This window comes from Anaeromassilibacillus senegalensis (assembly GCF_001261775.1).
In the GTDB taxonomy this organism is placed as follows: domain Bacteria; phylum Bacillota; class Clostridia; order Oscillospirales; family Acutalibacteraceae; genus Anaeromassilibacillus; species Anaeromassilibacillus senegalensis.
Map to the genome: position 1 here is coordinate 156,520 of NZ_LN868536.1, position 13,900 is coordinate 170,419.

The 13,900-nt window shown below is 53.1% G+C and carries 15 protein-coding genes; 5 read left to right on the forward strand and 10 right to left on the reverse strand.

The genetic code is table 11. The features are described from left to right. Positions 1-194 precede the first annotated feature (194 nt). Together BN2106_RS03285 and BN2106_RS03290 are read left to right on the forward strand one after the other, a co-directional pair. Positions 195-668 carry a hypothetical protein gene (locus BN2106_RS03285; protein ID WP_050697149.1) on the forward strand — a complete coding sequence of 158 codons (474 nt, stop codon included), beginning with the start codon at positions 195-197 and terminating at the stop codon, positions 666-668. A 19-nt stretch (positions 669-687) separates the two neighbouring features. Beyond that, a complete protein-coding gene (locus BN2106_RS03290) occupies positions 688-1,377 on the forward strand; it encodes a DUF2461 domain-containing protein (protein WP_050697150.1) in 690 nt (229 codons plus the stop codon). Here BN2106_RS03290 and BN2106_RS03295 read toward each other — a convergent pair whose 3' ends face one another. Then, complete coding sequence (locus tag BN2106_RS03295; protein WP_050697151.1) at positions 1,378-1,986, reverse strand: hypothetical protein; 609 nt, start codon at positions 1,984-1,986, stop codon at positions 1,378-1,380. A gap of 16 nt (positions 1,987-2,002) precedes the next feature. After that, positions 2,003-2,605: a DUF4004 family protein gene (locus BN2106_RS03300; protein WP_242846253.1), complete on the reverse strand. Its 603-nt coding sequence runs from the start codon at positions 2,603-2,605 to the stop codon at positions 2,003-2,005. A 261-nt stretch (positions 2,606-2,866) separates the two neighbouring features. Here BN2106_RS03300 and BN2106_RS03305 point away from each other — a divergent pair, with 261 nt between their 5' ends. Both BN2106_RS03305 and BN2106_RS03310 read left to right on the forward strand, forming a co-directional pair. Further along, the gene (locus tag BN2106_RS03305; RefSeq protein WP_242846237.1) at positions 2,867-3,571 is read left to right on the forward strand and encodes a PBECR4 domain-containing protein; all 705 of its coding nucleotides are present in this window, start codon (positions 2,867-2,869) and stop codon (positions 3,569-3,571) included. Positions 3,572-3,597: 26 nt separating this feature from the next. After that, complete coding sequence (locus BN2106_RS03310; protein WP_050697154.1) at positions 3,598-3,849, forward strand: kinase to dihydroxyacetone kinase; 252 nt, start codon at positions 3,598-3,600, stop codon at positions 3,847-3,849. Between the two features lie 35 nt (positions 3,850-3,884). On the opposite strand, the gene BN2106_RS03315 is transcribed toward BN2106_RS03310, so the two are convergent. Then, positions 3,885-4,220, reverse strand: a complete 336-nt coding sequence (locus BN2106_RS03315) for a hypothetical protein (RefSeq protein WP_050697155.1) — start codon at positions 4,218-4,220, stop codon at positions 3,885-3,887. A 124-nt stretch (positions 4,221-4,344) separates the two neighbouring features. On the opposite strand from BN2106_RS03315, the gene BN2106_RS03320 reads away from it, so the two are divergent. After that, a complete protein-coding gene (locus BN2106_RS03320) occupies positions 4,345-4,644 on the forward strand; it encodes an AbrB/MazE/SpoVT family DNA-binding domain-containing protein (RefSeq protein WP_074017392.1) in 300 nt (99 codons plus the stop codon). A 698-nt stretch (positions 4,645-5,342) separates the two neighbouring features. Here BN2106_RS03320 and BN2106_RS03325 read toward each other — a convergent pair. The 7 genes from BN2106_RS03325 to BN2106_RS03355 all read right to left on the reverse strand — a co-directional run bounded on the left by BN2106_RS03325 (position 5,343) and on the right by BN2106_RS03355 (position 13,900). Then, the gene (locus BN2106_RS03325) at positions 5,343-5,984 is read right to left on the reverse strand and encodes a D-sedoheptulose-7-phosphate isomerase (protein ID WP_050697157.1); all 642 of its coding nucleotides are present in this window, start codon (positions 5,982-5,984) and stop codon (positions 5,343-5,345) included. A gap of 4 nt (positions 5,985-5,988) precedes the next feature. Next, positions 5,989-6,963, reverse strand: coding sequence for an ROK family protein (locus BN2106_RS03330; protein ID WP_050697158.1), 975 nt, complete (start codon positions 6,961-6,963; stop codon positions 5,989-5,991). Positions 6,964-7,099: 136 nt separating this feature from the next. Beyond that, on the reverse strand, positions 7,100-8,086 hold the full coding sequence (locus BN2106_RS03335; RefSeq protein WP_050697159.1) for an ABC transporter substrate-binding protein: 987 nt from the start codon (positions 8,084-8,086) through the stop codon (positions 7,100-7,102). Between the two features lie 34 nt (positions 8,087-8,120). Then, positions 8,121-9,161, reverse strand: a complete 1,041-nt coding sequence (locus tag BN2106_RS03340; protein WP_050697160.1) for an ABC transporter permease — start codon at positions 9,159-9,161, stop codon at positions 8,121-8,123. Positions 9,162-9,185: 24 nt separating this feature from the next. Continuing rightward, a complete protein-coding gene (locus tag BN2106_RS03345; protein ID WP_050697161.1) occupies positions 9,186-10,703 on the reverse strand; it encodes a sugar ABC transporter ATP-binding protein in 1,518 nt (505 codons plus the stop codon). A gap of 670 nt (positions 10,704-11,373) precedes the next feature. Further along, the gene (locus BN2106_RS03350; protein WP_050697162.1) at positions 11,374-12,870 is read right to left on the reverse strand and encodes an ATP-binding cassette domain-containing protein; all 1,497 of its coding nucleotides are present in this window, start codon (positions 12,868-12,870) and stop codon (positions 11,374-11,376) included. A 1-nt stretch (position 12,871) separates the two neighbouring features. Next, positions 12,872-13,900, reverse strand: coding sequence for a sensor histidine kinase (locus tag BN2106_RS03355; RefSeq protein WP_050697163.1), 1,029 nt, complete (start codon positions 13,898-13,900; stop codon positions 12,872-12,874).

Genomic DNA, 13,900 nt, shown 5'->3' on the forward strand with positions numbered 1-13,900 from the left:
TGTGTAAAAAGAGAATCAAATATTTTCTGAATGGTTATCGCTTATTTTTGATGTTATCAATCGACAGCATATTTACAAACGGTCTGTCTCGTATATAATAACAACATAAAAAGCCGAACAAACAAAAATTTGTTCGACTTTTTATGTTGTATGTGATATACTGGTAAAAAAAGGATATAAAGGAGGGACTTTCCATGCAAATTGAGCTAAAATGTTTAACATGCGGAAATATTGGCACATTTCAGATGCAGAAGCTGGAACAGGGGGATGTGATTTGTCCGTACTGCGGAATACAATTTCACCCGCATGATATGGGTCTTGCCTACGACCTTTTGGACAGAATGGACGCCTGCAACCGGCGTCAGCTGCATTCTGTCCGCATATTGGAGGCACAGGTGAACCGGGAAATGGGAAACCGTTCGTTTGCATACCGTGTACTGTTGGAGGACTTTGAACAGCTCCGGCGGGTGTTTCTCACCGGAAATGAAGATACACAGGAAAAGCTGGCGGCTCTGGTCGACCGGTTATACCTGTTGGCCAGCCGGGACGCCGGCCAGAACGAAACGCCAAACATCGACCGTTTGTATGAAGGGCTTTCCATCGAGTTTAAAGCGTCCCTGAAAGAAAAGAATCAAAATGCGATGCGCCTTTTACATAGAGAGAATTGAGATACAAGGAGGAAACCGTATGCCGATTACACCGAAAACGCTGGATTTTCTGGCGGAAAACCGCATTCAGAACAGCCGCACCTGGTATCAGGAGCACAAGCCGCAGTACCAGGAATTTGTATTGGAGCCGCTCAAGGAGCTTGCCGGGCGGCTGGAACCGGTCATGTTGAAAATTGATCCGCTGCTGGTAACGGAGCCGAAGGTGGACCGCACCATATCGCGTATTTACCGTGACACCCGTTTTTCAAAGGATAAATCCCTGTACCGGGAAATTATGTGGTGCGCCTATGAGCGAAACAAAAAGGAGTTTCCGGACATGCCCGGCTTCTTTTTTGAGTTCTCGCCGGACGGGTTCCGGTATGGCTGCGGGTATTACCAGGCGCCGGCAAAGCTCATGCAGGCCGCGCGGGAACTGATACTGGAAAAAGATCCGGTATTTACCAAAGTATATGAGGCGATGAAGCGGCAAACCGAGTTCCAGCTGGAGGGGGAGTTCTACAAGCGCAGCAAATTTCCGGACCAGCCTGAAGAACTGCGCCAATGGCTGGACCGGAAAAATCTGGATTTGATTCACAACAGCAAGGATTTTCCGCTGCTGTTTTCAGATACGCTTTGGGAAACGCTGGCGCAGGGCTTTCAGCGTCTCGCGCCGTTTTATGCATTCCTCTGCCGCGCGCGGGAAAAGACGATCCACAAAGAAGGGGCGTGATTACGGGTCGATCAGCGTGTAGTCGCCGGTGACGATTTTCACGGTGGAGTCTTTGTGGATGAACAGGCGTCCGCTGCAATCCAGCGTCTCAATCCGGCAGCCGGGGCCAATCGTGACGTCGCTGCCGTTGACGGTGCGCGCGGTGACGCCCTCCAGTTCGATGGTGGTCGCCTCGATCAGGTCTGCCGTTGACAGATGTTTGATAAACAGGCGCGCCAGCTTGCTGATGCGGGATTTGATCACAACGCGGTCGCCGACGATTTCCTTTGCATCGATCAGGCCATCCGCCAGCAGGGTGTCCGCGGAAATCTGGCCGGATACGGTCATAGAACCGTCGCAGTCGACCTCCTCCGCCTCGACGGAGCCGCTGTTGATTTTGCACAAGCCGTCCACCCGGAGGGTTTTGACCTGCACATTGCCGTTAAAGGTGGCCATGCCGTCGCAGTCGATCAGCTCCGCCTTTGTGACGCCCTGACATTTATACTTGCCGTCGATTTTGATGGTTTGGGCGATGACGTCGCCCGCGCACTCGCCGGCACCGTCGATCCGGATGACGCCGTAATCGCCTCCGTTGATTTTTCCGACGCCTTCAATACGAATATCCTGCATAAAAAATCCTCCTCAATCAGCCTTTAATGGCCATTTTCCTATTGTATTTCAGCTTAATTTGTCCTGCAAGCTCGCTGACAGGATAGGAGCCGAGCACCTGAATATCGCTGTCAAATTGCAGTGGCGCGCTGCTTTTGACTAAGGCCAGGTGGTGGCTGCCGCCCGCGGTGAAAACCACACAGGTCATATCCATGTTTTTCAGCGCCTCAGCCAGGGGAATGCAGCGCCGGAGCAGGGATTCCGTGTCTGCGGAGGATAACCGCAGCTCGCGGATTGCTCTGGAGAAAACCGCGAACAGCACCACTTCCGGGAATGTGTACTGCACCTTCGGGTCAATAGAAGCAAGCAGCGGCGGCAGGGAAGCGTCGATTTCCTCCATGCCGGAGAGCGCCTGCGCGGAAAGAAACGCGTTGGTTGCCTCCGGGGAAAGCATCTGTGCCAGCTCCTCCAGGGAATAGGAATCCTTCAGCTCTAAAATGGATTTGATGCGCTGAAGCACCTGGTCCCTTGGAAAGAAGGTCTCCTGACCGGTGTAAGACGACTGTTTGATGAACCATTCCTCCGGGATCAAGCGTTCCCGTTTCCAGCGGTAGAGCTGACCATAAGAGATGCCCGTCATCGAAAGCAGCTCTTTTTTTGAAATAAGATCCAATGTATCCACCTCCTAACGTAACAATGTTTTGTTCTATGGCTCTAGTATAACAAAACATTGTTACGCTGTCAAGAAGTTTTTAATGGAAAATTTTCTGATTGACATACTTTGAAGTTTTACGTATAATAATAACAGTTAACAGGCAACAGTGTGTGCCTGTCTAAGCGTTGAAATGGGGGAGTGTGCCGGAATGCATTGCCCTATGGAGCTTGCAAGAGGGGTTGTGCAATGAAACCTCAAACCGGTGTAGGCTGTAAAGCTGAAAGAAAATGCTCACGAAAGCCCTGCCATTCGGCAGGGCTTTCGTTTTATGGATTGGAGAACAAAGTTATGGACTTGTTATATGCGTCTGCCTATACATTTCATGCGTTGATGGAAAATGTATATACCTTTATACTTGGCAGAAAAGGACACCTAAAGGAAGTAGTTCTTGGTTTTTCTGAAGAAGATTTCCATCACCTGGTTGGTTTGCATAAGCTGAAAGATTTAGACATTGCACGTGCAAATCGGCAAAAGGTTTTTCGAGACATTTTAGCAAAACGCATTACCTGTAATGATCTGAAAAAGAGTTCTCATTTCCAAAATATTTCCAATCGATTAGAGACTTTTCCAAGACTGGAAACATTACTGGACACCAGTCAATTAGTCTTTCGCTATAATTCTAAGCTATACCCTTATTCTGCTATCAAGAGTGAACTTCTCATAAAAATGGGTGACGGCATCATTCTTGAAATAGCGTTTTTATTTCTCGATAAAAAGGATAAAGAAAAAAGCATTTACTTTTGTCGCAGCTTTTTCCCATTGGAAAAGAAGGACTATACTGAAGGACAGATGAAATATACCCTGTTAAAGAAGGAAAAAAAGAATTTACATACAGGACAAACAAAATTGCTTTACGATAAATTAACATCTAACGAGCAGAATAGTAAATAATCATTTTTGAAAGGATGGAGATTAAAATGGTGGAATACAAATTTGATACACAGCTGTTGGTGGAAGGAAAAAACCTTTCCGAAGACGCGGTACACGATTATATCACACAAAATATAGAAGGGGATTGCCTGATTGCCGTAGGAGATGAAGAGCTGATTAAAATTCATTTTCATACCAATACACCGTGGAAGGTGCTGGAATATTGCGCATCACTGGGTGATATTCACGATGTTGTCGTGGAGAACATGGAGCGGCAGGCAAACGGCCTGAAAGGGTAAAGAAAAAGGAGATAAGCCGCGCGGCTTATCTCCTTTTATATGTCGTATTCTTCTAATGCGTTTTTAATGGCGATGTTGACCAGTTTGTAAATACTCACGCCGTATTTCTCTTTTAAATTTTCCAAGCCCGCCAAATTACTTTCACGGATAAGGAGTGTATGGATCACCGGAAGTTCATGTTCCGGTTTTTCAAAAACGATAATCTTTTCATCTTCAATTAACTGTTCTATACATGCATTTGCCAAATCGGTTAAACTGGCGTCAAAGATCTGTGCCATGTGTTCAAGCTTTGTAAAAAGGTCGTCGTCAATTTCATAGTTGCGTCGATGCTTTTTTTCTTTCTTTTGAAATCTTTGCTCAAATATCCCCATTTGGCACACTCTTTCACAGTTTTGAATTGTATATCCATATTTTACCTGTAATCTGTGTGAAAGTTAAGAGTCTGAATCTCTATATTTAGATGGTATAAAAGTCTTGATAAATCAGGTATAAAGTATGTTTGATAAAGTTGTAATATTTCTCTATGATAATAGAGAAGGAAGTGAGGGCATGGACCGAACAATAGATGGAGCGGGAAGAATTGTTATACCAATCGAATACAGAAGATTCCTGCAAATTGAAGAGAAAGACCAGATGGAAATTTCCCTGCACGGAAACCAAATTGTTATGCAGAAAGCGACAAAAAGATGCGTATTTTGCGGAGGAAAAGAGCGTTTGCTTCCTTTTGAACAGGACTGGGTCTGCCAAGCCTGCCAGATAAAGCTGACTGCTGTTTATTACGCATTGCTGGAATGATAGAAAAACGCTACATTATATATAGAAAAAATATCGTACAAACCAGCCAATCTTGCTTCCGGTGGTATCTCAGCTGACAACCATGGAAAATCCTAAAAGAAATGCTCCGCCGGCAATGAAAACCACGCAAGTTGCCCGGAGTCTCTCAAGTATATGGGGATACCGGGGGTGTAGGGGGGCGTGAGTCGAACTTATCCGGAGCCCAGCTCTCGCGCCCCCCTACGCGTGCTTTTGCTTACTTTTGTGGCAAGACGGACGTGCAACGTCTTTCGCGCCTCCGGCGATAGTCGTTTGGAGCATCGAGCGAGGCTTTAGCCTCAAGCGAGCGTCCCCACCGGAGGTGCCGCCCGACATGAGGGCAAACCAGCGGTTTTCTCCCGCTTTTGCAAAAGAGTAAAAGTAATAAAGATTGCTTTCGCAATCAGAAGGATTTCCATTTGCTTCTCAAAGCAAACGAAAAACAAGCCCACCGCAGGTGAGATTCCCTCACCCACGGTGGGCCTGCTGTTTTCTATATCACTTGCCGTCCGCAAAGGACCATATCACTCGTTCCCACTCGCTCTTCTCAGAAAGAGAGTGCCGTTCTCTGCGGAGAACGGCAAAGGGCGCCGCCCTTTGATCCCGCCGCTTTTCAGAAAAGCGGAAAAACGCATTTTAATCACATGACCAGTCAGATAAAAAATAATTCTGACCGGAGGTCAAAACAGCTCCGATTCCACCACCGCGCACAGCAGATGATACACCGCCAGATGCACTTCCTGAATCCGGTATGTCTCCTGTTCCGGCGCAATGAGGGAACAGTCCGCCAACTTCGCCAGATTGCCGCCGTCACGCCCGGTCAGCGCCAGTACCTTTGCGCCGCGGACCTTCGCCGCCATTGCCGCACAGCAGACGTTTGCCGCGTTGCCGGAAGTGCTGATCCCCAGCAGGATGTCGCCTTCTTTGGCGTATCCCCAAACCTGTTGGGCGTAGACAAGCCGGGGATCGACGTCGTTGCTGAACGCGGAGTTCAGCGCCGTGTGCGCGGAAAGCGAGATCGCGGGAAGCCCGCCCTGCAATTTTCCGGCGATTTCAGCGCCTTCCGGCCCAAACAATCGCGCGAACGCCATCTGTTCCGCATTGGGAAGCGGACGTTTTAGCAGGAAGCCCTTCATCAGCTCGCCGACAATGTGCTCGCTGTCCGCACAGCTTCCGCCGTTGCCGCAGACCAAAAGCTTGCCGCCGCGTTGAAATGTTTCGATCAACAGTGCGCACGCCTGCTGAACCGGCTGTTTTAAAGCGAGAAAGCCGGTGTGCCGGGTGAAGAATTCCAAAATCATTTGATGGGAATGTTCTTTCATAGGTTCATTCCTTTCCATTGCAGTAATAGGAAGCTACGGTCAGCGCCGCGACATCGCCCACCGATTCGGAAAGTTCGCACGGGACAACTTGACAGGCCGCCCATGCGGCGGGCAGTGCTTCCCTTTGAATCATGTGTTCCGCGGCGGGCCATATCTCGTTATAGCACCGCGCAAAGATACTGCCGATCACAATGCGCTCCGGGTTTAAGAGGTCGATCAGAATGGAAAGCCCCTTTCCAAGCTGCCGCCCGACAATCTCCAGAATTTCCTGTGCGATGGGATCGCCCTGCCGTGCCGCGTCGCCTACCTGTGCCGCGGTGAGATGCTCCAGAAAAGAGCCATTCGGACAAAAGGCTGGCGGAGCGCCCCGCTGTAATTCCCGCCGGCAGATGGCCTGCGCCAGCTGCGCAATGCCGCCGCCGCTGCAAAAACCCTCAAAGGAACCGAGCTTGCCATAGCCCGAGGGGCCGTAGTCGGAAAGGCGAATATGGCCCAGTTCTCCCGCCATATCGCACGCGCCGGGGTAGAGGCGGCCGCCGAGAATCAGGCCCGCGCCCAGACCGGTGCCGAAGGTCAGGAAGAGCATGCTGGAACAGCCGCGCCCCGCGCCGAACCGCCATTCCGCCAGCGCACAGGCGTTTGCATCGTTGCAGAGGAAGACGGTCAGGCCGGTCTGCTCCTGAAAATACCCGGTAATCGGGATATTGTCCCAACCCGGCAGGTTGGGCGGGGAAAGGATGCGCCCGGATTTGCTGTCCAACGGCCCGCCGCAGCTGATCCCGATTCCTTCCGGCGGGAGGGGAGACTGCGTCCGGCAGGAGCGGATATCCTCCGCCAGCCGGACCAGTATTTCTTCCGGAGAGAAGGAAGCGGTGGGATGCGGCTTACATTTATATAGGATGTGGACGCGGTCTTCGGTAACCTCGCCCAGGCAGGCGGCGCACTTGGTGCCGCCGATGTCAATGCCGATTGCGTACATGGTTTTTGCCTCCTTGGTCCCGTATGCAAAAGACGGCCCCTGCACCCGCAGAAGCCGCCCATGCTAAGAAAGTTGAAAGAGGATTAATAGAAGAAGATTTATAGGATAGAAGAAGATCTAAGTAAAAGAAAGGGAATTAAAGAGAATCCTTATTGATAACGGAAACGCCGGTGTCGATGGTTGCTTCGCCGACGTCGTTGCCTTCCAGCGCGTTGACGGCGGTCTTCATGCCTTCATAACCCATGACGTCCGGGTTCTGTGCCATGGTGCAGAGCAGGAAGCCGTTTTTGATCAGGTTCAGGATGGTGTCGGATTTATCAAAGCCGACGCCGATTACGGTCTGGCCTGCTTCCTGAATGGCGTTGCCCGCGCCGACGGTGGAGCCTTCGTTCGCGCCGAAGATGCCGACGCAGCCCTGGGTGATGTAGTTCGCGGCGATATCCTTGGATTTCGCTGCATCGCCTTCGCCGTACTGGGTTTCGAGCAGCTCAAACTTGGAGCCTTCAAACGCTGCGCGGAAGCCTTCTTCACGTGCGACAGTGGAAGCAGTGGCGGCGTTGACGTTTACGATGCCGATCTTGCCTTCGGTGATACCGGCGGCCTCAAGGGCTTTGATCATTTCCTTGCCGGCGGTGGTGCCAGCGGCCTTGTTGTCGGTTGCCAGGGTCTGGACGCCCGGGAAATCTGCCGCGGAGTCGACATAGATGATCTTTACGCCTGCGGCGTCCGCTTCTTTCAGGGATGCGGTGACGGCATCCGGGCCGTTTGCCGCCAGCAGGATGGCTTCCGCGCCGCCTGCAACAGCGTTGTTCACACATTCAATCTGCTTTGCATCGTCCTTCACGTCCGGAGCGAGCCAGGTGTAGTCGACATTTCCGAGCTCTTCCACAGCCTTTTTGCAGCCCGCGTCCACGTTGACCCAGTGTTGGTCCATCTGGTCCATGGTGATCAGGTAAACCTTGTGGTTTGCGCCGGTAGGGGTGTTTTCAGGCGTCTGGCCTTCGGTCTGGGAAGGAGTGTTGCCGGTAGGCGCCTGGGACGGAGCGTCGCCGCCGCAGCCTGCCATCATGCCGGCCATCAGCATGCAGGATAATAAGAGAGAGGTTACCTTTCTGAATTTCATGATTCTTTCCTCCTAGTTAAATATGATTAAAGCGTTACGCCTTAACTCCACTTGGTTTGGGTTCGGGAACGTTCTTTTCCTTCTTTTTTCTGGGTTTGCCGCTGCGGACGACCACATCCAGCAGAACGGAGATCACAACGATGATGCCGATGACGATGTTGCGGATGGCGACCGGCGCGCCGGCAAACTGTAAGCCGTTCTGGAGCACGCCCCAGATGGAAGCGCCGATGACGGTGCCGAGCAGGATGCCCTGGCCGCCGAGGGTGGATACGCCGCCGATGACGGATGCGGCAACCGCGTACATCTCATACATGTTGCCGGCGTCCATGGTGCCCATGCCGCTGGTGGCGCAGATGATCAGGCCGACGACGCATGCGCAGATGGAGCTGACCACATAGGCCTTGGTGGTGCTGGATACGACGTTGACGCCGGAGAGGCGGGAGGCTTCCACATTGCTGCCGATGGCGTAGATGTGGCGGCCGGTACGGGTTTTGCTCAATAGGAAATTAAACAAAATCCAGAGGACGACGGCGATCCAGATGGTGTTGTAGATGCCGAGGAATTTGCCATAGTAAAAGAAATCACGGAAAGCCTGCGCGCCGTCGCCGATGGAATCGGTGTTGTAGTTGTTGTTGACGATCTGCGCGATGCCGCGTGCGATGGTCATGGTGCCGAGGGTTGCGATGAACGGGGGCAGTTTGCATTTGGCGACCAGCTGTCCGTTGAGAACGCCGACCAGGATGCAGCAGAGGAAGGTGATGCCCACCGCGATCCATGGGTTGATCCCCTTGGTCATCAGTGTGGCGGAGATCATGCAGCTCATGCCGACAACGGAACCGATGGAAAGGTCGATGTTGCCGGTGATCAAAACGTAGGACTGTCCCACGCCGATGATCAGGATCGGGGCGATCTGCCGGAGCAGGTTGCCCACGTTCTGCGCAGAAAAGAAAATCGGGTTTAAAAAGCCGAATACAATGCAGAGGATAATCAGGCCGCACGCCACGGTGATGACCTGCCCCATGCCCCGGATCGCCAGGATCTTCTTAAAGGGGTTTTGTTTTGTCTTGTTTTCCATATGTGTTCTCTCCCCACTCATTCGTTATGCGCCGGCCTTCTGGCCGATCTTGTTTTCAAATTTCGTCGCACATTCCAGAATCTGGTTCTGCGTGACCTCGCCGGAAAGGAACTCCCCGGTAATGCGCCCGTCGCACATGACGAGGATGCGGTCGCTGATGCCCATGATTTCCGGCATTTCGGAGGAGACGAACAATACGCCGATGCCCTCCTGTTTGAGCTGGTTCATCAGGTTGTAAATTTCCACCTTGGCCGCCACGTCGATGCCGCGGGTCGGCTCGTCAAAGATGACCACGCGGGAATTTCGTGCCAGCCACTTGGCGACGACCACCTTCTGCTGGTTGCCGCCGGAGAGGCTTCCCGCGTCGACCTCCGGGCCGGCAAGCTTGATGGTCAGGTTTTGCACGGATTTCTCCACCATATCCGCTTCCTTTTTGCTGTTGATCACCCCCGCTTTATTGCAGAGGATATCCAGATTGGGAAGCGCAATGTTGTCGCGGATGCTCAGCTTGGTGCACAGGCCGTCTTTTTTGCGGTCCTCCGGCGCCAGTACGATGCCCGCCTTGATGGCGTCCATCGGTTTGCGGATGACAACTTTTTTGCCGTCCAGAATGATCTCGCCGCTGTCCTTTGGATCGACGCCGAAGAGCGCCCGGGTGGTTTCCGTCCGGCCCGCGCCCATCAGGCCCGCGATGCCGACGATCTCACCCGCGAAGAGGTCCAGGCTGACGTCGCGTACCATGCGGCCCGCGTTCAGGTGCTTGACCTCTAAAATCTTCTTGCCCTTGGCGCAGGTCACGCGCGGGAACTTTTCTTTGATTTCGCGGCCGACCATGTAAGCGATGATCTCCGACATGTTGGTGTCCTGAAAGTTCATTGTGGTGATGTACCTGCCGTCCCGCATGATGGTCACACGGTCGACGATGTGCTGCAATTCCTCCAGCCGGTGCGAGATGTAGACGATGCCGTGCCCCGCGGCGCGCAGCTTGTGGATGATCACAAACAGGTCGTCGATCTCCTTGGAGGTCAGCGCCGAGGTTGGTTCATCCATGATCAGGACTTTTGCGTCCGTGGAGAGCGCTTTTGCAATTTCCACCATCTGCTGTTTGGAGACCGCCAGGTCGCCAACGATGGTATCGGGATCGATGTCGATGTTCAGGCTGCCCAGAATGCGGGCGGCTTCCTTGCGCATTTCGCGCTCGGAGAGGACGCCGGAGTGCGTTTTTTCCCTGCCGAGGAACATGTTCTCCGCAACCGTCAGGTGCGCGCACATGTTCAGTTCCTGATGAATGATCGCGATGCCGAGCGCCTGTGCCTTTTTCGGCGTCAGCTCCTCGATCTTTTCCCCAAAGACGGTCATCTCGCCGCTGTCGCGTGTGTAAACGCCGCTCAGAATTTTCATCAGCGTCGATTTGCCTGCGCCGTTCTCTCCCAGCAGGGCGAGTACCTCGCCCGACTTGAGGTTGAAGGAGACGTCGTCCAGTGCCTTGACCCCGGGAAAGGATTTGTTGATGTGCTCTAGTTCGACAATGTATTCCTGCATCAAATCCACCTATCTTTTCTTAGGGGACCGGTGAAACCGTGCGGTTGTTTTTCCGCCCCTTTCGTGCCCCCCGTTACTCATTGTCTCGTTCTGTGGCTTTATTATAGCACCGGGTTTTTCAGAACATAAGGGGGCTGCGTTTGGTCTTATAGGGGGTTTCTTTTGGAAATTTTGTGCGATATGAATTTTTTATCCAAACAACGTAAATGGGTTTTAGTCAAAATGATGGCCTGATACGCCGCGAAAAGAGACGATAACAGGATGTACGTTTTGCACGGAACATTGGCGGGATAAGAGCAGGGCCGTTGCAGAATAAAACTGCAACGGCCCCGGAAATTTGTCCGGCAGCACAAAAGGTTCATAAAGGACCATATCACTCGTTCCCACTCGCTCTTGACCTCCGGTCGGGACGCTCGCTTGAGGCGAAAGCCTCGCTCGACGTTCTAAACGACCATCGCCTCTTTTCAGAAACGGAGAAAAACATATGTTAAGAATTGCCCGCGAGGTAAAAATGATTCCCGCCGCCTTTAGAAACGTAGAAAGACAAATGTAAAGAATTGCCACAAGGTGAAAATGGTCCTCGCCGTAGGCGTGTCCCGACCGGAGGTCCCGCTTTTCAGAAAAGCGGAAAAACACATTTTGCTCTACGGTACAGCCTTTTCAGCGTTCATTAGGATTCTTCCCCAGTGGGCAGCCAGGGGATCGCGGTGTCCACCGGGGCGGACTGCCCGCGCAGCAGGTGGAATTCCCCGCTGCGGTATTCCCGGAGCAGGTGTCCCTGCTCCAGCATCAGCAGGCGGTCCGCCACAACCAGGCTGTCCGACATACTGACCGCTAGGATCACCACGGTGATCTTGCGGGCGCGCAGCTCGTTGATCAGATGGACCAGATGGTGGCGCAGGTACATGTCCGCGCCCGCGAAAGGCTGGATACAGAAAACGATTTCCGGGTGGTAAAGATGAACGCGGTAATAAACCAGGTTGTACAGCGAGGCGGGAGAAAGCCCCGTAATGTCGTACGCGTAGATATCTTTGCCAACCAGGGGCTCGTATTCCTTAAAAATGCTCTGCTTGAAGCGGCGGTTCATCCAGAGCAGGGGAGATTTGCGGTCCAGCAGGAAGCAGAGATTGTCAATATAAGACATCTCGCGGAACAGCATGCTTTGCAGGGGATTCTCTTTGATAAAGCTGAGGTGCTGGCGCAGTTTCTCCCGGTTTTCACACCAATCGGTGGCGTTCAGCAGGATTTTCCCGCTCTGCGGCAGCAGGTCGCCTGTCATCAGCTGGAACAGGTCGGTCAGGACCAGGTTGTTTACATCCAGGAAGACGACGCATTCCCCCTGCTCAATTGTGAAGCTCATGTCATGGATGTGTTCCGTAAAGACATGGCGGAATTTCAGTACGCCGCTGTGCTGGTCGGAATCCTGCGGCAGATTGGTCGGCCGGCTGAAGTCAAGGGTGAAATGAGAAATGATGTCGTCACGGAACTCCTCGCGCCGCAGCAGTTTGCGGATTTTTCCGCATTCCATCAGGGAAACGCGGTCGCAGATGCGGAACGTCTCCTCGTGGTGGTTGCAGATGTACAGGAAAGACATGCCCTGCGCGGTGTAGCGGCGGATCAGCTCCTGGAAGCGCAGCAGGTCCGCCGGGCCGATGAAATTGCTGATATCCCGCAGGACCACCAGCTTGACGCCGGTGACGACCGCCTTGAGAAGCTCCGTGACACAGCGTTCAAAAGAGGAGAGCTCGTCCACGCTTTCGTTGGCATCGATATGAATGCCGAGGTCCTCGGTAAACAGGGCGAGCTGGGATTTCAGCACGCGCGGGTCGATCACATATTTTTTAAACCCGCGCCGCAGGACAAAAATGTTGTCCGCCACCGTCAGGCTCTCCACCAGGCGGCTGCGCTCCTCGATGACGGAGACGTGGTTTAATTCCATAGAGCTGGATTTATAGCTGTTGACCAGCTGTTCTTCAAAGTAGATATAGCCGTAGTGAATGGGGATGTTCTCACACAGGAGATTGACCAGTGCGTCCTGGCCCTCGGAGTCGATACAGACCAGGCCCATAATCTCACCCTCAAAGATGTGCAGATTGACGCCGTCCAGCAGCGTGACGCCGTCGTCCCGTTGGGTGACCCGGTCCAGCCGGATGATTTCTTTTTGCATGTCAGTATTCCTTCGCATTCCCGGTGAGGAGCGGCAGCGTGATTTCCACGTCTGTGCCGACATCCACCGTGCTGTAAATGGAAATGCCGTATTCCTCGCCAAACAGCAGCCGGATGCGGCTGTTCACGTTGATGATGGCGATGCCGCCCCGTTTCTCGCGGTCCGGCTTGACAAAATCGAAGGAAGGCGTTTCCAGCTCGCGGTTTAACTCGCGCAGGCGGGTTTCGTCCATGCCGGCGCCGTCGTCGGAAACCGTGATAATCAATCGCTTGGAGGTGGCCTCCAGTTTGATCCGGATGTTGCCGCGGTCAATTTTGCGCTCGATGCCGTGGATGATCGCGTTTTCCACAATGGGCTGCAGCGTCAGCTTGGGCATGCGGTATTGATAGAGCTCCTCGCGGTCTTCTTCGTCGCAGTCCACAAACAGGTTGATGCGTTCGCCGAAGCGGTAGCGCTGGATGATGTAGTAGTTGTCGATGTTGCGCAGCTCATCCTCCAACGTGACCAGCTGCTCAACATTGGAGATCGTGTAGCGGAAGAAGGTGGAGAGCGCCTCTGTCATCTTGGCCACGTTGTCCAGCCCGGCGGTGATCGCCTCGCCGCGAATGCCCTCCAGCGTATTGTATAGAAAATGGGGATTGATCTGGTTTTGCAGGGCTAGGTACTGCGCCTGCTTTTTGGATGCGTTGATCAGTTCGCTGGTGTCCAGCATGCCATTGAGCTTTTCCAGCGCGCTTTCCATCGCGGGGGAGTAGGGGTGGCGCAGTTCGTGGAAGCTCTGCATGGAGTAGCCGTCTACAAAAAGATTCAGCATCTTTTCCGTTTCCCGGTAGGGCAGATAGACCCAGCGGTGGCCGAGATAGAGGATGGCGGTCAACAGTGCCGCGCCGCCCAGCAGTACCCAAACGGCCCAGGGTTGTTCCGCGATGGAGATGGCCAGCGCGGCCAGCAGCAGGCCGACCAGAATGCTCAGCAGGGTGACGATTCGCGCAGACCGGTGGGAAAGAAAGCGAAATTGCAGTTTTTTCAT